This window comes from Streptomyces sp. NBC_00620, assembly GCF_026341825.1.
In the GTDB taxonomy this organism is placed as follows: Bacteria; Actinomycetota; Actinomycetes; order Streptomycetales; family Streptomycetaceae; genus Streptomyces.
On the sequence record NZ_JAPENY010000003.1, the window covers coordinates 1,130,935 to 1,149,692 of the forward strand.

The following is an 18,758-nucleotide window of genomic DNA, read 5'->3' on the forward strand; positions in this document are numbered from 1 at the left end:
CTCGCGAAAGGGCGGTCCATGCTCGACGTACGCGGCCTGAACAAGGTCTACGAGGGATCCGGGCGCCGGGTGGAGGCGGTACGGGACCTCACCTTCACGGTGGAGGCGGGTGAACTCGTCTGTCTGGTGGGCCCGTCGGGGTGCGGCAAGACCACGCTCCTGAAATGCATGGGCGGACTGCTGACACCTACCGCCGGTGAAGTGCTGCTCGGCGGCCAGCGGGTCAGCGGGCCGCCGCCCGGGATGGCTTTCGTGTTCCAGGAGTACGGGCGCAGCCTGTTTCCCTGGATGCGGGTCGGCGAGAACGTCGAACTCCCGTTGAGGCAGAAGGCGTTGAGCAAGGCGCGGCGCCGGGAGCTGGTCGCCGACGCACTGGAGTCGGTCGGGCTCACGGACGCCGCGGGGGCGTACCCCTGGCAGCTGTCCGGCGGTATGCAGCAGCGCGTCGCGATCGCCCGCGCGCTCGCGTACGAGCCCGATGTGCTGCTGATGGACGAGCCGTTCGCGGCGGTCGACGCGCAGACCCGCGCCGACCTGGAAGACCTGGTGCGCAGGCTGTGGCGGGAACGCGGTATCACCATCCTGTTCGTCACCCACGACATCGACGAGGCCGTCTACCTGGGCGAGCGGGTGTTGATCCTCTCCGCCTCCCCCACCGTCGTACAGGAGCAGCTGAAGGTCGATCTCCCCGACGAGCGGGACCAGTTGCACACCCGGGTCGCCCCGCGCTTCGCCGAACTGCGGACCCATGTGTATGAGCAGATCCAGGCGGCCAAGCGCGGGACACCCCTGGATCTCACGAAAGATACGCCTCCACCTCACTGAACTGGGCGGCCGGCCAGCCCGTGTTGCCGGTGACGTTCACCCTCAGGTAGCGCAGGTTCGTTCCGGCGGGCAGGGACACGGTGGCCGTGTTCCCGGTGGCCGGGTCGAAGCGGTAGCCCGCCGAGGCGACGACGGTCGAGTACGAGGAGCCGTCCGTGCTGCCCTGCACGGACAGGGTCTGCGTGCGCGCGACCCAGGCCGCGGCGGGCGGGAGTTTCAGAACGACCCGGCGCGCGGCCTGGGTCGATCCGAGGTCGACCGTCAGGGCCTGTGGGAAGGCGTTGTTGGTGGACTCCCAGTAGGTGTTGGCGTCGCCGTCGACGGCCTTGCCGGGTGTGTAGACGTCGACCGAGCCGGTGGCCGTGGCGGGGCGGCCCTTGGCGAGGTTGGTGGTCGGGTCGGGGTTCGGGTTTCCGGAGCCGGGCTGGGGCCAGGCGGAGCAGTTGGACCAGGTGGTGTCCCAGCCGGAGTTGCCGCCACCGTTGGTGAGGGTGAAGGTGCCGCTCGGGTATGGGCAGTTGTAGACGCCCGCGGCGCCCACGCCGGTCGCCTGGACGTTGCTGAACCTCGCGGCGCCCTGCGTCTCGGCCTGGACGACGACGGTGCCGACCCTGCTGACCGTCGCGCCGGTCACGTTCACGTTGCTCGTCGGGTAGCCGCGCCCGCCGCCCGACACGAACTCGAACGCGCTGTACGGGCTGTCGGTGATCGTGGTGTTGGTGATGTTGACCGTGGCATTGATCGCGCTGTCGTACGAGTCGACCCGCAACGCCCCCATCGGGTGGCCCCAGTTGGGGTTCATCGCACCGGCGCGCACGAGCGTGTTGCCGTCGACCGTGATGGTGCCGGCCAGCGGGTGGAAGGGGTCGAGGAACTTCTGGTTGGAGATCGCGATGCCGCTGCCGAGCGCGTTGGTGTCGGAGACCAGGTTGTTCCGCACCGCGATGTCGGTGCCGCCGTAGATCGCGATGCCGTTGGCCAGGTTCGGCTGCGAGATGGTGTTGTTCTCGAAGCTGCTGTTGGTGTCGGGCGAGTTGAGCGACCACATGGCGAGCGAGTCGTCGCCCTGGTTGCGCAGGAAGTTGTTGCGGACGCGGACGCCGTGCGCGTTGCCGTTGAGGTTGAGGCCGTCGGCGGTGGTGTCGAGGATGCGGTTGTTCTCCACGACAAGGTTGTCATTGTTTCCCGTCAGCCAGAGGCCGACCTTGAGGTGCTGGATCCACATTCCGGAGACCGTGGAGTTCGGGCCCAGGGAGCCGTTGACGAAGTTGTCCGGGTTGGAGTCGACGCGCTCGGTGACCTCGCCGATGACCGCGAAGTCCCTGAGCCGGACGCTTCCGGAGGAGCTGCTCTGGTCGATGAAGCGCGAGGTGCGCACGACGGAGTACCAGCTGCCCGCGCCCTGGAGGGTGACGTTCTGGACGCCGCTGAGCGAGGAGGTGATGCGGTAGTCGCCCGGCGGGATCCATACGACTCCCCCTTGTGCGGCGGAGATCGCGTCCCGGAAGGCCTGCGTCGAATCGCCCTGCCCTGTGGGGTCCGCGCCCCTGTCCGTGACGGACACCGAACCCGCGGGCCTGACGGCGGCAGCGGCGACCTGCTCGAAGTCGGCCACGTCCACGGTGACTTGGGTGGCGGTGGCCTGGAAGGCGACCTTGTCGCCGGCCTGTACGTTCTGGCCGAGCAGCAGCCGGGCGTTGTCGTAGAAGTGGTGGGTCCTGGCGCCGGCGATCCAGGAGGTGTCGACGTAGGAGTACTTGGAGGTGACGGCGAGGGTCTTGGCGATCTTGATGCCGTTGACGTACACGTCGAGGGTGCCGGACTGGCCGTCCGGGACGCTGTAGGAGACGTTCACCGCGTTGGCCGCTCGGGGGACGGTGAACTCGACACGCTGGCCCGCGGTCAGCCGTACGGCCTGCCTTCCGGAGGCCTCCGAGGCAAGCGTGGCCTGGGTGTAATCGGGCCCGATTCGCGTGCCCGTGGAGGTGGCGGACTCGGCCTCGACGGAGGTGAAGGGGAGGGTGGCGCCCACGGCGGCGACCGCGGAGTGGGCCGTGGTGGCGCTGAGCATGCCGGCGGCGAGGGCGACGGTCGCCGCTGCGATTGCTGTTTTTGGCATGCTCCTGTCAGCTCTTGGCATGTGCTGATCCCTTTCATCGTGGGGTTGCGGGATAGCGGGGTGGAACGGCGGCCGGGCTGCGGCGTCAGGCGCGCAGCCAGGCCGCCGTGTCCTGGGGGAGGTGGCCCTCGGCGTCCAAGGGGCCGCTGGCGAGGAGGAGTTGGGTGTGGCCGGGGAGTTCGGTGGGGGTGTCGGAGAGGTTGACCACGCAGAGCGTGCCGTCCGTGCGGGCGAAGGCGAGAACACCTTCGGGGGTGGGCAGCCAGGACAGCGGGCCGTCGCCGAAGCCGGGCTCCGTGCGACGGATGCGGAGCGCCGCGCGGTAGAGGGCCAGCATCGAGGCGGGGTCGGCTGCCTGGTGGTCGGCCGCGTACGCCGGCCAGTCCGCGGGTTGCGGAAGCCAGGGCTCACCGCCGAAGCCGGCGTGGGGCGCGTCGGCGGTCCACGGCAGTGGAACCCTGCACCCGTCCCGGCCCGGGTCGGTGCCGCCGGAGCGGAAGTGCATCGGGTCCTGGATGCTCTCGCGCGGTATCTCCGCCTCGGGCAGGCCGAGTTCCTCGCCCTGGTAGACGTAGACGGCGCCGGGCAGGGCGAGTGAGAGCAGGGCGGCGGCGCGGGCGCGCCGGGTGCCCAGGGCGAGGTCGCTGGGGGTGCCGAAGGCCTTGGTGGCGAAGTCGAAGCCGGTGTCGGTGCGGCCGTAGCGGGTGACCGTGCGTGTCACGTCGTGGTTGCACAGGACCCAGGTGGCGGGCGCACCGACCGGGGCGTGCTCGGCGAGGGTCTCGTCGATCGACGTACGCAGCCGTCCGGCGTCCCAAGGGCAGGACAGGAAGGAGAAGTTGAAGGCGGTGTGCAGTTCGTCCGGGCGGAGGTAGCGGGCGAAGCGCTCGGTATCAGGGAGCCAGACCTCACCTACGAAGATGCCGTCGTAGGCGTCGGCGACCGCACGCCAGGAGCGGTAGATGTCGTGGAGTTCGTCGCGGTCGACGAAGGGGTGCGGGTCGCGGCCCTCGACGAAGTCGGGGAGGCCCGGGTCCTTCGCGGGCAGCGCGGCCGAGTCGATGCGGACGCCGGCCACGCCCCGCTCGAACCAGAAGCGCAGGACGTCCTCGTGTTCCTGCCGGACCGCCGGGTGCGCCCAGTTGAGGTCGGGCTGCTCGGGCGTGAACAGGTGGAGGTACCAGTCGCCGTCGGGCAGCCGGGTCCAGACAGGCTCGGTGGAGCCCGCGAACTGGGACGGCCAGTCGTTGGGCGGGAGTTCGCCGTGTTCGCCGCGTCCGGGGCGGAAGTGGAACAGCTCGCGCTCCGGGCTGCCGGGCCCTGCCGCGAGGGCGGCGCGGAACCAGGCGTGCTGGTCGGAGACATGGTTCGGCACGATGTCGACGAGGGTGCGGATGCCCAGCTCCCGCGCTTCGGCGATGAGTTTCTCCGCCTCGGCGAGGGTTCCGAAGGCCGGGTCGATGGAGCGGTAGTCGGCGACGTCGTATCCGCCGTCGGCCATGGGTGACAGGTACCACGGGTTGAACCACAGGGCGTCCACGCCGAGTTCGGCGAGGTAGGGGAGTTTGGCGCGGACGCCCGCGAGGTCGCCGGTGCCGTCGCCGTCGCCGTCCGCGAAGCTGCGGACGTACACCTGGTAGATGACGGCGGAGCGCCACCATTCGCCCTGAGTGCGGGCAGGGGAATGCTGTCCCACGGTGCCTACCTTTCTGTGAAGCTCTGGAAGGGGTGGGGGTCAGCCCTTCGTGCTGCCCGCGCTGATCCCGGCGATGATGTGCCGCTGGAACACCAGGAACATCGCCACCATGGGGATGCTCGCGATCACCATCGAGGCGAGCAGCACGGTCAGCGGGATGTTCTGCGACAGCTGGACGAGGGCCACGCTGATGGGCTGTTTGTCGGTGTCGGAGAAGACCATCAGCGGCCAGAGGAAGTCCTGCCAGACGGCGACAAGGGCGAAGATCGACACGACTCCCAGGACCGGCCTGGACATGGGCAGCACGATCGACCAGAGGGTGCGCAGCCGTCCGGCGCCGTCGATCTCGGCGGCCTCCAGGACGTCGCGCGGGATCTGGTCGAAGAAGCGCTTGAGGAGGTAGAGGTTGAAGGCGTTGGCCACGGCCGGCAGCCAGATGCCGAGCGGGTCGTTGAGCAGGCTGGTGTGGATCAGCGGGAGGTCGGCGACGGTCAGGTACTTCGGGACGACCAGTGCCTGCGCCGGGACCATCAGGGTGGCGAGGATGCCGCCGAGGATGATCTTTCCGAAGGCGGGCTTCAGCCTGGACAGGGCGTACGCGGCGGCCGTGCAGAAGACGAGTTGGAGGATCCAGGCGCCGGTGGCCTGCACCACCGTGTTCCAGAGGTGGGTGGGCAGGTCCATCAGGTCCCAGGCATCGGTGTAGCCGGTGAGGCTCCACTTGTCGGGGACGAGCGTCGGGGGTGTGCGGGTGACCTCGTCCGGCGACTTCATGGCGCCGGTGACCATCCAGTAGACGGGGAAGAGGAAGGCGAGCGCGAAGAGCAGGACGATGCCCGAGAAGACCGTCCAGTAGAGGGTCTTGCCTCGGCGGCGGGCCAGGGTGAGCGGTGAGACGAGCGTGCGGGTGCTCATGAGTCCTCACCTCCGGAACTGGTCAGCTTCAGATAGAGCGCGGAGAAGGCGCTGAGCAGGACGAGGAGCATGACGCTCAGGGCGCAGGCTCCGCCGAAGTCGTTGTAGAGGAAGGCGTACTTGTAGATCAGGTACAGGACCGTCACGGTCGAGTTCTCCGGGCCGCCGCCCGTGATGACGAACGGTTCCGTGAAGATCTGCATGGTGGCGATGATCTGCAGCAGCATCAGCATGAGGATGATGAAGCGGGTCTGCGGGATCGTCACATGGCGGACGCGCTGCCAGATGTTCGCGCCGTCCAGCTCGGCCGCCTCGTACAGCTCACCGGGGATGCTCTGCAGCGCGGCCAGGTAGATGAGGACGGTGCCGCCGAGGTTGGCCCAGGTGGCGACGATGACCAGCGATACGAGGGCGGTGTCGGCGCCGTTGGACCAGTTCGAGGTGGGCAGGTGCAGGAAGCGCAGCGCCTCGTTCGCCAGGCCCGCTCCGGGATCGTAGAACCACTTCCAGAGCAGGGCGCTGACCACCGGCGGGATCATCACCGGCAGATAGACCACGACTCTGAAGAAGGCTTTCGCGTGCCGGAGTTCGTTCAGCACCAGCGCCATCACGAAGGGGACGGCGAAGCCGATGAGCAGGGCGAGGAGCGTGAAGGTCAGGGTGTTGCGCCAGGCTGCCGTGAACTCCGGGTCGTGGAAGACGCGGGTGAAGTTCTCGGTGCCGACCCACTCCGCCTCCGCCCCTGGCGTGTACTTCTGGAAGGCGATCACGACCGCGCGGATCGCCGGGTACCACGAGAACAGCGCGAAGCAGAGCAGGCCGCCGACGAGGAAGGCGTACGCGCGGGACTGGTCGGCCAGGCGCCGCCGCAGCGGCGGCCGTTGGCGTCCGGGCCTGGGTGCCTCCACCGGCCGTACAGTCGTCGGTGGAGGCACCGCGGGCTTCGATGCGGTCTTCATGAACGGTGTCAGCCCCGGGCCAGAATGGAGTCGATCTTGCCGGACGCGTCGCTCAGGAGCTTGTCGATGTCGGCGTCCTTCTTGGTGAGCACCGCAGAGACGGCGCCGTCCAGGACGGAGTAGATCTGCTGGGCCTGCGGCGGCTCGATCTTCATGTCCAGGCTCTGGTTGCCGTCGAGGAAGGCCTGGTAGTTCTCCACCGGGACGTTGGCGTTGGCTTCCTTGACCTGCTGGTCCTTCTCGTCGGCCGCGCCGGTGAACAGGCGGGGCTCGGGCAGGCCGACGGGCGCGTCGTTCTGCTTGGCGCGGGCGTAGTCACCGAGGAAGCCGTCGCCGGGGGTGAGGAACATCGAGTCGAGCCACTTCAGGCCCGCCTTGATCTGCTCCGGCGTCGCCTTCTTGTTGAACATGTAGCCGTCGCCGCCGACGAGCGTGCCGTTGCCGCCGGGCATGGGCGCGAGGGCGAGGTCGTTGTAGTTGCCGCCCTTCTCCTTGACCAGGATCGGGATGTTGTCCGGCGCGGAGAGGTACATGCCGAGCTTCCCGGAGCCCATCATCTGCTGGACGTCATTGAGGATGAGGAGCTGCTTGGTGCCCATGGAGTTGTCGGTCCAGCGCATGTCCTTGAGGTTCTGCAGGACGGCCTTGCCCTCGGGGGTGTCGACGTTGGCCTTCTTGCCGTCCTCGCTGACGACGTCGCCGCCCTGCGAGTAGAGCTCGGCGGTGAAGTGCCAGCCGCCCTGGTTCTGGGCGCTGTAGTCGGCGTATCCGACGGTGCCGTTGCCGAGCCCGGCTATCGCCTTGGCGGCCGTGCGCAGCTCCTCCCAGGTGGCCGGGGGCTTGTCGGGGTCGAGGCCCGCGTCCTTGAAGAGCTTCTTGTTGTAGATCAGGCCCATCGAGTAACCGGTGCGCGGGACGCCGTAGATCTTGCCGTCGACGGTGTAGATGTCGCGCAACTGCTGCTGGATGGTGTCGTAGCTCTTGAGGTCCTTGACGTAACTCGTGATGTCCGCGGCCTGGTTGATGTCCACGACATGCTTGGCATCGGTGAAGTAGGTGTAGAAGACGTCCTCCATCTGGCCGCCGGCCAGCTTGGCGTCGAACGTCTTGGGGTCCTGACACGGGAACGCGTCATGCGCGACGACGTCGATGGTCGGGTTGGCCTTCTCGAAGGCCTTGATGTCCGCCTCGAAGAACGAGCGGTCGACCTTGGCGCTCTTGGGCGGCATGCAGTTGACGGTGATGCTGGTCTTGCCGTCGGCCGCGTCGTCGTCGCCCGAACCGCAAGCGGTGGCGGTGAGCGCGAAAGAACACGCCATGAGCGTGATGAAGGTACGGCGGAACCCGGTGCTTCTCATCGGTGGACCCCTTTGGGCAGGAGCGGGTGGAACCCTTTTGGCAACCCGTGGCCTGGAGCGGTGGGCGCCGCACACTCAAGCACCGACGACATCGGTTCGCAAGATGTCGCGCAGAATATGGAATTATTTGACAGTCACCTGTTGCTCAGTGGCGCGGCGCTTGCGCTGTCGAACCACGCACCACCAACTCCGGCTCGAACAGCAGCTCTTCGGCGGTGACACTGCTGCCGCCGATCTGAGCGTTCAGCAGCTCGACGGCCGCGCGCCCCATGGCCTCGATGGGCTGGCGCACGGTGGTCAGCGGCGGCTCGGTGCAGTTCATGAACGCCGAGTCGTCGTAGCCGACCACGGAGACCTCGCCGGGGACGGTGAGTCCCTTGCGGCGGGCGGCCCGTACGGCGCCGAGGGCGAGGGGGTCGCTGGCGCAGATGATGCCGGTGACGCCCCGGTCGAGCAGCCGGGTGGCCGCGGCCTGGCCGCCCTCGAGGGAGAACATGGCCCGGGCGACGTGCTCGTCGGGCAGGTCGGGGGCGAGCACGCGGGCCGCCGCGAGCTTGCGCCCCGAGGGCATGTGGTCACCGGGGCCGAGGACGAGACCGATGCGCTCGTGGCCGAGCGAGTCCAGGTGGCGCCAGGCCTGTTCGACGGCGACGGCGTCGTCGCAGGAGACGCACGGGAACCCGAGGTGCTCGATGGCCGCGTTCACCAGCACCACCGGGATGTTGCGGTCGGCGAGCTGCCGGTAGTGGTCGTGCGGCGCGTCCGCCTGCGCGTACAGACCGCCCGCGAACACCACGCCGGACACCTGCTGTTGGAGCAGCAGCTCCACGTAGTCCGCCTCGGAGACGCCGCCCTTGGTCTGGGTGCACAGCACCGGGGTGAGTCCGAGCTGGGCGAGCGCGCCGCCGATCACTTCGGCGAACGCCGGGAAGATCGGGTTCTGCAGCTCGGGCAGCACGAGGCCGACGAGGCGGGCGCGTTCACCGCGCAGCTGCGTGGGCCTCTCGTAGCCGAGCACGTCCAGCGCGGAGAGAACCGCCTGCCGAGTGGAATCGGAGACTCCGGGCTTGCCGTTGAGCACCCGGCTGACCGTGGCCTCGCTGACCCCGACCTTCTTCGCCACCTGAGCAAGTCGTCGCGTCATGCGCGCAAGAATAGCGCAAGATATGCAAACGGCTTGCGTAAAGTGCGACTTCTCAGCCGCGCTTTACGCCGACCTCGGCCCGTCGCCCGCGTCGGAACACAGTCTTCCATTCAGTCCCGGCAGTCGTGCGCCCAGGTCCGAATGGCCCGCGGGCGTCCCTTCGTCACGACGTCGAGCGGCGGCTCGTCCGTGGGGTGGTAGCCGGCGGAGCGGGCGACCGAGATGCTGGCGGCGTTCTCCGTCGCGATGCCCAGCGTCACTCGGGGCAGGCCGAGGTCGTGGTGCGCGTAGTCCGTCAGGAGCCTCAGAGCCCGGGAACCCAGGCGCTGACCGCGGTGGGCGGACCCGACGGTGTAGCCCAGGCTTACGGCGGGGTCGTCGGGGTTCTTGCGGAACAGGAGGACCTCGCCCAGCGGCAGGGCGCCGTCGGCGGTGATGGCCAGCCGCAGGCTCATGCCGTCGGCGCGCGCCTGCCGGGCTCGGGCCAGATAGGCGCGGGCCGCGGCCGCGTCGAAAGGTGAGGCCAGAGGGGTCCAGTACGCGATGTCCCGGTCGTCGAACAGCTCGGCCATGACGGGCAGATCCGCGTCGGTCCATTCCCGCAGGACGAGGCCTTCACCGGTCAGCCGGACCTGTGCGGCGAAGGTGAGGCGGGTGGTGTTGTCGCTGATCATCAGGGGCGCCTTCCTGTCGTGGAGGATGTCGCGGAGTGCGGGCGGCGGGCGCACAGCGGCCCCCGGCACGCCGGGGCGCCGGGGCCGGGGGCCTGACTGAGTAGTCGTTCAAGGGCTATTCCGAGGCGCCCACCGCGATCTTCACGCGGCCGTCGCGGTACTCCTGCCTCACCGTGACGGTGGTGCCGGAGTCGGCGTCGTAGCTGGAGCCGTAGGGCGCGGTGTCGTAGTGGTAGGTGCCGTTGATGTCGTCGAAGACCGCGACGCCCTCGTGCGAGGGGATCGTCGCCTCGACTCCGCCCAGATGGAAGGTGAGGGCGGTCGTGTCCTTGAGGCCGAAGGGCGCGTCGTAGGACTGGAGGCGGTTGCGGACGACCGCTCCGGTCGTGTCGAGGGCGGGCTCCGCGTGGGAGTCCAGGGGGAGGATCCGGCCGTAACCGGCGTTCGTCTTCGTCCTGTTGTTGGCGTAGGCGGTGTTCCAGTACCAGATCATCACCCCCTCCTCGTACGACAGACGCTCCTTCTTCTTCGGGTAGGTGGAGGCCCACCCCAGGTTGTAGGGGCCGTTCTCGAGGTAGCGGTCGTCGCCGACGTACTGGCGGTTCTCGACGATGTAGTAGCGGGCCTTGCCGTTGACGTCGTCGGGCAGACTGACCACGAGGGCCTCGGCGCCCTTGACCGAACTGTCGACGGACAGCGCGTTCAGGGTGTGGGTGGACGCGGTGGCCGCCTCGGCGGTCTCGTAGTCCAGCCAGCCGAGCTGCAGCTTGCTCCAGGCGCCCAAGTCGCCCGGGTGGGCGGACAGCTGCTCGTCGTCGGTCAGCAGCGAGCCGTTGGACATCACCGTCCAGAAGCCCGTGGAGTTCTCTCCGCCGGAGGTGTCGTACAGGTCGGGCAGGCCCAGGTCGTGGCCGTACTCGTGGGCGATGGTGCCAAGTCCCCGGTTCTCGTTGGTCATCGTGTAGTCGTTGGCCCAGATGCCGGAGTCGCCGACCTCGCTGCCGCCGGCCAGGTTGCCGTTGTCCGGGCCGAGCGTGTCGGCGTCGTCCTGGAGGTAGCTGACGGTACCCCGGTGCGCGCCGATGGCGTTGGTGCCGTTCACACCGCCGCCGTTGGTCTGGGACTCCCCCGCGAACGTGATCATCACTCGGTCGAGGTAGCCGTCGGGTTCGTTGAAGATCCCGTCGGCGTCGAAGTCGTTGCGGTCCCACATGTCGTAGGAGGCAAGGTACTTGTCGATCTCCGACTTGGTCTGCCCCGCCGCGAGCCGGCCCTCGTACCAGGCGTTGAGGCCGTCCGTGGTGAGCTGCTCGTTGCAGTAGTACGTGGAGATCGAGGCGCCGTTCTTCTTGCAGGCGTCGGTGCCGTAGTGCGAGATCGAGTAGTCAACCCTGGTCCACTCCTGGACGGTGCCGGTGAGCTCGTAGGCGCCGCTCGACTGCCGCAGGTAGTACGACTTGAGGGTGTCGCCGGTCTTGGCGCTCGCCGTGCCGAACAGCTGCCGCTGGTAGTAGGCGGGGCTGTAGTCCTCGGTCCACACCGTGGAGGTGTCCACGCTCCGGTCGGGTTCGGCGATCTCGTTGTGCGAGGGGCCGGCGAGGCCGCCGTACGTGGTGTCGACGGCGTCGCCGAACTCCACCGGCAGCACGAAGACCCGGTCCGTGGTGCGGCTGGTCTCCGAGTACTTGCCTTCTGCGTACTCGATCCGCTTCGAGGAGCCCTTGGTCTCCGCGGTCGCCTCGCCCTGCAACACCTTGTCGACCGCCGCGACCCGGTTCTCCCGGAGCGTCAGCTCCTTGGCGCTGAGCAGGTCGTGCTCTTCGTCGTCGTGCCCACCGATCGCGGCGGCCGACGTCTGCTCGTCACCGTAGGCGTACACCGAAACCGTGACGGTCGAGGCGGCGACGGCCAGTACGGCGGCGACCGCGGCCAGGGGTCTGCGGGCACGCTTGTGTTTGCTCAACGGACTTCCTCCTTCAGGGAATTGGGAACAGGGAAAGGAGCGGGAATCAGGAGCCCCCGGCCGAACCGGCCGGGGACGCGGAGGCAATGGACACCACGGACGGCAGCCGGCCGTCGTCGCCCCGGGCCTCCGGGAAGTGACATGCCGTCAAATGCCCTTCGGCTATGGGCTGCAGTGGAGGCTCTTCGCTCGCGCAGACGTCCTGCGCCTTCCAGCAGCGGGTGCGGAAGCGGCAGCCGGAGGGCGGGTTCGCCGGGCTCGGCACATCGCCGGTGAGCCGGATGCGCTCGCGCTGCCCGAGCCTGCGCGGGTCGTGCTCGGGTACGGCGCTCAACAGGGCGTGTGTGTACGGGTGATGGGGATTCCCGTACAGCTCGTCCCGGTCGGCGATCTCGACGATCCTGCCGAGGTACATGACCGCGACCCGGTGCGAGAAGTTGCGCACGATCGCCAGGTCGTGGGCGATGAAGAGGAAGGCGATCCCCTGCTCGCGCTGGAGTCTGCGCAGCAGGTTGACCACCTGGGCCTGGATGGACACGTCCAGGGCCGACACCGGCTCGTCCGCCACGATCAGCTTCGGGCTGAGCGCGAGCGCGCGGGCGATGCCGATGCGCTGGCGCTGGCCCCCGGAGAACTCGTGCGGGAAGCGGTTGTAGTGCTCCGGGTTGAGGCCGACCGTCTCCAGGAGTTCCTGGACGCGCGCCTGCCGGCCGCCGGGCGGCTCGACCCCGTTGACCTCCATCGGCGCCGAGACGATCGAGCCGACGGTCTGGCGCGGGTTGAGGGACGAGTAGGGATCCTGGAAGACCATCTGGATCTCCGACCGGATGGGTGCGAGCTGCTTGCGCGAGGCGTGGGTGATGTCCCGGCCCCGGTAGCGGACGGTGCCGCCGGTGGGTTCGAGCAGCCGGGCGATCATCTGTCCCGTGGTGGACTTGCCGCAGCCCGACTCGCCCACCAGGCCCAGGGATTCGCCCTCGCGCACGGTGAATCCGACGCCGTCGACGGCCCTGACATGGCCCGAGGTACCGCCGAAGAGTCCGCCGCCTTTGAGGGGGAAGTGCTGTTTCAGGTCCTCGACTTCGAGGAGGGGGGTGTCGTTCATGTGGTGCTCCCCTGCAGTCGTGGCAGGACGTCCTGGAGGAAGATCTCGCCGCGCCGCCCCGGCTCGATGTGGCAGGCGGCGGAGTGCGCGCCCCCGGTCGGTGCGGGCCGTTCGGCGAGGCACTTCTCGCCGATCCGGTCGACGAAGGCGCACCGCGGGTGGAAGGCGCACCCCGTCGGTGGATCGAGCAGCGAGGGCGGGGTGCCCTCGATCGGTGTGAGGTCCGCGTCCGGGTCGCCGTCGAGCGTCGGTATGGAGCCCAACAGGCCCCAGGTGTACGGGTGTCGAGGGGCAGTCAGTACCTCGGTGACCGTGCCTTTCTCCACGCAGCGCCCGCCGTACATCACCATCACGTCGTGCGCTGTCTGCGCGACCACGCCCAGGTCGTGGGTGATGAGGATGATCGCCGTGCCGAACTCCTTCTGGAGGTCGGTGAGCAGGTCGAGGATCTGCGCCTGCACGGTCACGTCGAGCGCGGTGGTCGGCTCGTCGGCGATCAGAAGCTCCGGGTCGCACATCAGGGCCATGGCGATCATCGCGCGCTGACGCATACCGCCCGAGAACTGGTGCGGATATGCCTCCGCGCGCCGGTCCGGCTGTGGGATGCCGACGCGGTCCAGCATCTCGACCGCCCTGGCGGCGGCGGACTTTCGGGAGGCGCCGGTGTGCTTGCGGTAGGCGTCCGCGAGTTGTTCGCCGATCGTGTAGTAGGGCGACAGGGCGGTCAGCGGATCCTGGAAGATCATGGCCATTTTGCGGCCGCGCAGCTTCTCCAGTTCCTTCTCGGAGGCGGTGGTGAGTTCCTGTCCGTCGAGGGTGATGGACCCCTCGACGGTGGTCTTGGCACGGTTGTGCAGGCCCAGGATCGCCAGGTTGGTGACGGACTTGCCGGAGCCGGACTCGCCGACGATGCCGAGCGTGCGGCCGCGTTCGACGTCGAAGCTCAGCCCGTCGACGGCCTTCACGATGCCGTCCTCGGTGGAGAACCGGACCCTCAGGTCCTCTACATGGATGAGGCTCATGCGATGCGCACCCGGGGGTCGATGACGGCGTACAGGAGATCGACGATCAGGGTGAAGAGCACCATCAGCGTGGCGGCGATCAGCGTGACGCCCATCATGATCGGCAGGTCGTTCTGGGTGACCGCGTCGACGGCGGCCTTGCCTATGCCGGGGATGTTGAAGGTGGTCTCCGTGATCATCGCGCCGCCGAGGAGGTGGCCGAGGTCGAGCCCGAAGAGGGTGACGATCGGGGTGACGGCGGCGCGGCCCGCGTACTTGAAGAAGACCACCCGGCCGGCCAGGCCCTTGGCACGGGCGGTGCGGACCGCGTCCTCGTTCAGCGCCTCGATCATCGAGGCGCGGGAGTAGCGGGCGTAGGAGGCGGTGTAGACGATCGCGAGGACCAGCCAGGCGAGCAGCAGTCCGCCCGCCCAGGCTCCCGGGTCCTCGAACAGCGAGGTGTAGCCGGGCCGGTCGAGGATCTTGTACTTGTCGACGAGGAAGTACTGGGCGACCAGGCCGATGAAGTAGATCTGCACGGCCGCGCCGATCAGCGCGAAGCCGGACACCAGCCGGTCGGTCCTCGTCCCGCGCCGGGCGGCCGCGAGCAGCCCCGCACCCACCCCCAGGAGCAGGAAGAAGACCGCCGCCCCGACCACGAGCGAGACCGTGGCGGGGAACTTCTGGGCGAGGATGTCGAGTACCGGTTCGTGCTTGAAGTAGCTGTAGCCGAGGCACGGCGCCTCGCAGGACTTGGCGCCGATCGTCCGGCCGGCGAAGAGGCCCGAGAGGTAGATCCAGAACTGCTCGTACACGGGCTGGTCGAGCCCCATGCCGTGGCGGATCTGGTTCAGCGTGGTCTCGGGGCAGACCGTGCCGCAGGCGAGCCGGGCCGGGTCCCGGGGCGCCGCGAAGAACAGGAAGTACGTCACACCGACGACCACCAGCAGAATCGCGAACGCACCCAGGAGCCGACGCAGGAGATAACGGAGCATTGCGGGGCGCGCCCTACTTCTTCACGTAGACGTGCGTGCCCTGGAAGCCTGTGGGCGACATGGCGATGTATCCGCCGCCCAGCTGCTCGCCGTGGAGATACGTCTTGGCCTCCAGGCCCCACGGGACGAGCGGGGCGTCCTCCATGATCTTCTTGTCGAGCGCGGACCAGGCCCTGCCCGCCTCGTCGGCGTCCGTGACCTCGTTCTTGATGCGGTCGATCTCGGCGTTGACCTCGTCGTTGTCGTACATGAAGTAGTTCGAGGAACCGTCGAAGATCAGCCGGCCGTCGAAGGCTGTGGGTATGGTGCCCGCGCCCGTCGGCCAGTCCGGGGTCCAGCCGGCCACGTACATGTCGAACTCGTTGTCGGTCGCGCCGATCTGGGTCCAGTAGGTGGCGGCGTCCAGGGGCTTGACGACGACCGTGAAGCCGGCCTTCTCCAGGGCCTTCTTGACGATGAGGCTCGCCTTGTCCCACTGGTCGGTCTGCGAGTAGGCGAAGACGATCTTCTGGCCGCTCTTGCCGGCCTTCTTGAGGATCGCCTTGGCGGCGGCCGGGTCACCGGCGTCCGGAAGCCCGTACACGTCGTTCTTCGTGAAGCCGAGGGTCACCGGCGTGAGGATGTCGGTGGCGATGTCGCCCCAGGCTGCGCCGCCGAAGATGCCCCGGACACCGGACTTCGGGAAGGCGGTCATCAGGGCCTTGCGGACCTGGACGTCGGTGATCCGCCTGCAGTTGACGGCCGCGTACCGCAGGGTGATGCCACGCTCGCTGAGGGTGCGGGCCTTCAGCTCGGGGTCGGTGCTGACCCGCTGCAGATAGGTCGAGTCGACGACCGTGATGTTGGTCATCTTGGCGCTGCCGTCGCCGGTGGCGTTTGCCAGCTCCTGGGAGAGCTGCGGCGAGGCGGTGCCGATCGTGTACTCGAAACGGTCGGGGTACTGGGCGCGGACCGGATCGGTTCCGGCGTCCCAGTGGGTGTTGCGCTCCAGGACGATCTCGGTGTCGGTGCGGCTGACGAACTTGTACGGCCCGGTGCCGATCGACATCTTGTCGAAGGCGTCCTTGTCCTTCGCCGCCTCCTCCAGGACTGGGGCGGTCACCGCGAAGGCGCAGGCGAACGGGAAGTCGGTCTGCGGCGCCTTGAGATGGAAGACGACGGTCCTGTCGTCCGGGGTCTCGATGGCGTCGTCGTCCGGGGTGGCACCGGAGAACTTCTCGCCGTAGAGCCAGATCGGCAGATAGGTCGGGCCGTCGGTGATGTCCTTGTCGCAGAGCCGCTCGACGGCGTACTTGATGTGCTTCGACGTCAGCGCCGTGCCGTCGGAGAACTTGACGCCGTCCTTCAGCGTGTACGTCCAGGTCTTGTTGCCGTCCGAGGCGGTGCCCGTGTCGGTGGCGAGGTCGCCGACCAGGATCAGCTCGTCGCCGACGCGCTTGTACGAGGTGAGCCGGCGGTGCACCAGCTGCGCGAGGGTGCCGGACTGCGAGTCGTAGACCCGGCCGGGGTCGGCGTGCGCCATGTCGAGGGCCTCGATGACGTTGACCGTGCCGCCCTTGGTGGCGCCCTTGACGGTGACCGGACCCTGGGAGTCGGCCGCGGTGCCGATCTTCACCTTCAGGGCGGAGACGGCCTTGGCCGCGCCCTTCTTGCTGCTGGTGCCGCCGCCACCGCCGCCCGAACTACAGGCGGTGGTGAGTGCGGTGCCGGCGACCATCGCGGCGGCGGACTGGAGGAACAGTCGGCGGTTCATGTCGGGTGTTCCATTCTCGGGTACGGGAGAAAACGGCAGGGTGGTGGCAAGGCGGGGAGGCTTCAACTGGTGGGTCAGCGGTGGGACTTGGGGTCCAGCGCGTCGCGGACCGAGTCGCCGAAGAGGTTGAAGGCGACGACGAAGACGATCATCGCGACGCCGGGGACGGCCATGAACGTGAAGTCGTCCAGGTAGTAGGAGGCACCCTGCTTGATCATGCGGCCCCAGTCGGGGGTGGGCTCCTGGATGCCGACGCCGAGGAAGGACAGGGCGGCCTCGGAGGTCACGATCGCGGGGAGGTCGAGGGTGACGAACACCAGGATCGGCGTCCAGAGGTTGGGCAGCAGCTCCCTGGTGACGATCCGCCAGGGGCTCGCGCCGTACACCTTGGCCGCCTTGATGTACTCGCTCTCGCGGAGGGAGAGGACCTGGCCGCGCAGCAGCCGGGCGATCCGCGTCCAGCCGAACAGCGACAGTGCGATGACCAGGGTGGCGACCCGCATCCAGGTCGGGGTGTTCTCGTCGGAGGCGACGAAGTACGAGAGCACGATCGGGGTGACCGCGATGAACAGCAGGGTCGACGGGAACGCGATGGTGACCTCGATGATCCGGCTGATCACGAAGTCGGCCCTGCCGCCGAGGTAGCCGGCCGCGATGCCGACGAGGCTGCCGACGACCGTGACGATCACGACGACCGCGGCGGCGATCAGCAGCGAGGTGCGGATGCCGTACAGGAGCTGGGTGAGTACGTCGCGGCCGAGCTGCGGCTCGATGCCGAGCCAGAACTCGCCGTCGATGCCGCCGTTGGGCTTGACCGGGTAGTTGAACTCGTTGAGCAGGCCCGGGATGTCGGTGCCGTACAGCGTGTACGGGTCCTTGCCGTACACCGCCGAGATCAGCGGAGCCGCGAGAGCGACGACGAAGAAGAACAGGACCACCGCGCCCGAGACCATCCCCACGCGGTCGCGCCGCAGCCGGGCCCAGGCCAGAGCCTTCGGCGAGCGTCCCGTGCGTCCCGTGGCCGGGGCGGCGGGAGTGATCGCGGAGGTGTCATCAGCGGAAACGTCCGCCGAACGGTTGAGGGTGAGGCGCATGGCCGGACTTTGGCACGCCCTCCAGGGGGCCGGGTAATGCCAGCTCGCTATAACTCCCAGGAGTTATACCCCTCGTTGTTGCGCTGCCGTGATATTCCCTACTCCGTACCGTTACCCGCCATACCGCCGCGCCGCGCGGCCCACGCCAGATATCCGGAGGCGTTCTCCATGGTGGCGGTGTACGACTGCTGCGCCAGCCGCACCAGCTCGTCGCCGTAGGGTGCGAGGGGCCCCTTGCCGTGCCACACCAGGTGGTAGCGCATCCACATCGGGTCGCCCTTGATGGGGCGCACGGTGATGCCGGCGTCGGTGCGGAAGGTGGGCTGAACCGGGCTCACCGCCCGTCCGGTGGCGATGAGTTCGCGGCGCAGCGAGTTGTCGACGAGGCGGTAGCGGACGCGGGGTGTGAAGCCGCGCGCCTCGCAGGTGTCGACCAGGTGCTCGGGCCAGCCCATGCCGTCGGACGGCGGCAGCACCCAGGTCTCCTCGGCCAGCTCGTCGAGGTCGACCTCGTCGCGCGCGGCCAGCGGATGATGCGCGCCGACGGCGATGAAGACCGGCTCGACGGCGATCAGGCGGTACTCGACGGGCGGTTCGGGGCGCGCGTCGTAGCCCGGGTAGTCGCCGACGACGGCACATTCGAGCTGCTGCCCTGCCACCATCTCCAGCAGCGTCCGCACCGCACCCTCGGTCCGTACGGTGACGGGCGCGCCGGACAGCAGGAAGCCGAGCCGGTCGGCGAGGTCGAGGGCCATGGGGCTCGCGACCGTGCCGAGCCGGACGGCGCGGACCGGCGTCTCGTCCGGGTGGGCGGCGAGGATGTCGTCGAAGGCGGACAGCGCCGTGCGTGCCTTCGCGAGGATGAACTCGCCGTACGGGGTGGGCTCGACGCCCCTGGTGCCGCGCCGGAACACCGCGCCGCCCAGCGACTCCTCTATCCGCTTGAGCTGGTTGGTCAGCGCGGGCTGGGACACGCCGAGTGCGGCGGCGGCGCGGTTGAGGCTGCCATGGTCGCGGACGGTCCGCAGGGTCCGCAGGTGACGCAGTTCCAGCTGCATCGGCCCAGGGTAGGGACGGTGTCAGGGTGTGGCCACGGGTGTCTGCATGATGGACCGGAAGCTGTCGGCGAGCTGGGTGATACCCGTCGAAATCCTGTG

At 68.6% G+C, this 18,758-nt stretch carries 15 protein-coding genes; 1 reads left to right on the forward strand and 14 read right to left on the reverse strand.

Going from position 1 to position 18,758, the window contains the following annotated elements; genetic code table 11:
• The first annotated feature begins 18 nt into the window (after window positions 1–18).
• Window positions 19–825, forward strand: a complete 807-nt coding sequence (locus OG246_RS36345; RefSeq protein WP_266473017.1) for an ABC transporter ATP-binding protein — start codon at window positions 19–21, stop codon at window positions 823–825.
• Here the strand turns inward: OG246_RS36345 and OG246_RS36350 are convergent.
• From OG246_RS36350 to OG246_RS36415, 14 genes are all read right to left on the reverse strand, one after another.
• Complete coding sequence (locus OG246_RS36350; RefSeq protein ID WP_266473018.1) at window positions 797–2,944, reverse strand: discoidin domain-containing protein; 2,148 nt, start codon at window positions 2,942–2,944, stop codon at window positions 797–799. The genes OG246_RS36345 and OG246_RS36350 overlap by 29 nt on opposite strands.
• Window positions 2,945–3,029: 85 nt before the next feature.
• On the reverse strand, window positions 3,030–4,640 hold the full coding sequence (locus OG246_RS36355; protein WP_266473019.1) for a glycoside hydrolase family 13 protein: 1,611 nt from the start codon (window positions 4,638–4,640) through the stop codon (window positions 3,030–3,032).
• A gap of 39 nt (window positions 4,641–4,679) precedes the next feature.
• Window positions 4,680–5,555: a carbohydrate ABC transporter permease gene (locus tag OG246_RS36360; protein ID WP_266473020.1), complete on the reverse strand. Its 876-nt coding sequence runs from the start codon at window positions 5,553–5,555 to the stop codon at window positions 4,680–4,682.
• Complete coding sequence (locus OG246_RS36365) at window positions 5,552–6,514, reverse strand: carbohydrate ABC transporter permease (RefSeq protein ID WP_266473022.1); 963 nt, start codon at window positions 6,512–6,514, stop codon at window positions 5,552–5,554. Before OG246_RS36365 ends, OG246_RS36360 begins: the two co-directional genes overlap by 4 nt.
• An 8-nt stretch (window positions 6,515–6,522) precedes the next feature.
• Window positions 6,523–7,872, reverse strand: coding sequence for an ABC transporter substrate-binding protein (locus tag OG246_RS36370; RefSeq protein ID WP_266473023.1), 1,350 nt, complete (start codon window positions 7,870–7,872; stop codon window positions 6,523–6,525).
• Window positions 7,873–8,017: 145 nt separating this feature from the next.
• On the reverse strand, window positions 8,018–9,016 hold the full coding sequence (locus tag OG246_RS36375) for a LacI family DNA-binding transcriptional regulator (protein WP_266473024.1): 999 nt from the start codon (window positions 9,014–9,016) through the stop codon (window positions 8,018–8,020).
• A 110-nt stretch (window positions 9,017–9,126) separates the two neighbouring features.
• Entirely contained in the window at window positions 9,127–9,690 is a 564-nt protein-coding gene (locus OG246_RS36380; protein ID WP_266473026.1) for a GNAT family N-acetyltransferase, read from the reverse strand.
• Between the two features lie 115 nt (window positions 9,691–9,805).
• Entirely contained in the window at window positions 9,806–11,653 is a 1,848-nt protein-coding gene (locus OG246_RS36385; protein ID WP_266473027.1) for an immune inhibitor A domain-containing protein, read from the reverse strand.
• A gap of 46 nt (window positions 11,654–11,699) precedes the next feature.
• On the reverse strand, window positions 11,700–12,758 hold the full coding sequence (locus tag OG246_RS36390) for an ABC transporter ATP-binding protein (protein WP_266473029.1): 1,059 nt from the start codon (window positions 12,756–12,758) through the stop codon (window positions 11,700–11,702).
• Window positions 12,755–13,780, reverse strand: a complete 1,026-nt coding sequence (locus OG246_RS36395) for an ABC transporter ATP-binding protein (protein ID WP_266473031.1) — start codon at window positions 13,778–13,780, stop codon at window positions 12,755–12,757. Before OG246_RS36395 ends, OG246_RS36390 begins: the two co-directional genes overlap by 4 nt.
• Window positions 13,777–14,754 (reverse strand): ABC transporter permease, encoded by a 978-nt coding sequence (locus tag OG246_RS36400; protein ID WP_266473032.1) that lies wholly within the window; start codon window positions 14,752–14,754, stop codon window positions 13,777–13,779. The genes OG246_RS36395 and OG246_RS36400 overlap by 4 nt, the downstream gene beginning before the upstream one ends.
• A 13-nt stretch (window positions 14,755–14,767) precedes the next feature.
• A complete protein-coding gene (locus tag OG246_RS36405) occupies window positions 14,768–16,507 on the reverse strand; it encodes an ABC transporter substrate-binding protein (RefSeq protein ID WP_266473033.1) in 1,740 nt (579 codons plus the stop codon).
• A gap of 74 nt (window positions 16,508–16,581) precedes the next feature.
• Window positions 16,582–17,601 (reverse strand): ABC transporter permease, encoded by a 1,020-nt coding sequence (locus tag OG246_RS36410; RefSeq protein WP_266473035.1) that lies wholly within the window; start codon window positions 17,599–17,601, stop codon window positions 16,582–16,584.
• 98 nt (window positions 17,602–17,699) lie between these two features.
• Entirely contained in the window at window positions 17,700–18,659 is a 960-nt protein-coding gene (locus tag OG246_RS36415) for a LysR family transcriptional regulator (protein ID WP_266473036.1), read from the reverse strand.
• Between the last annotated feature and the right edge of the window lie 99 nt (window positions 18,660–18,758).

Bases quoted from the DNA above. Each gene is read 5' to 3' on its own strand.
- OG246_RS36350 (WP_266473018.1), bottom strand. From the start codon at position 2,944: ATGCCAAAAACAGCAATCGCAGCGGCGACCGTCGCCCTCGCCGCCGGC.
- OG246_RS36345 (WP_266473017.1), top strand. From the start codon at position 19: ATGCTCGACGTACGCGGCCTGAACAAGGTCTACGAGGGATCCGGGCGC.
- OG246_RS36365 (WP_266473022.1), bottom strand. From the start codon at position 6,514: ATGAAGACCGCATCGAAGCCCGCGGTGCCTCCACCGACGACTGTACGG.
- OG246_RS36415 (WP_266473036.1), bottom strand. From the start codon at position 18,659: ATGCAGCTGGAACTGCGTCACCTGCGGACCCTGCGGACCGTCCGCGAC.
- OG246_RS36380 (WP_266473026.1), bottom strand. From the start codon at position 9,690: ATGATCAGCGACAACACCACCCGCCTCACCTTCGCCGCACAGGTCCGG.
- OG246_RS36400 (WP_266473032.1), bottom strand. From the start codon at position 14,754: ATGCTCCGTTATCTCCTGCGTCGGCTCCTGGGTGCGTTCGCGATTCTG.
- OG246_RS36395 (WP_266473031.1), bottom strand. From the start codon at position 13,780: ATGAGCCTCATCCATGTAGAGGACCTGAGGGTCCGGTTCTCCACCGAG.
- OG246_RS36360 (WP_266473020.1), bottom strand. From the start codon at position 5,555: ATGAGCACCCGCACGCTCGTCTCACCGCTCACCCTGGCCCGCCGCCGA.
- OG246_RS36390 (WP_266473029.1), bottom strand. From the start codon at position 12,758: ATGAACGACACCCCCCTCCTCGAAGTCGAGGACCTGAAACAGCACTTC.
- OG246_RS36410 (WP_266473035.1), bottom strand. From the start codon at position 17,601: ATGCGCCTCACCCTCAACCGTTCGGCGGACGTTTCCGCTGATGACACC.
- OG246_RS36405 (WP_266473033.1), bottom strand. From the start codon at position 16,507: ATGAACCGCCGACTGTTCCTCCAGTCCGCCGCCGCGATGGTCGCCGGC.
- OG246_RS36375 (WP_266473024.1), bottom strand. From the start codon at position 9,016: ATGACGCGACGACTTGCTCAGGTGGCGAAGAAGGTCGGGGTCAGCGAG.
- OG246_RS36370 (WP_266473023.1), bottom strand. From the start codon at position 7,872: ATGAGAAGCACCGGGTTCCGCCGTACCTTCATCACGCTCATGGCGTGT.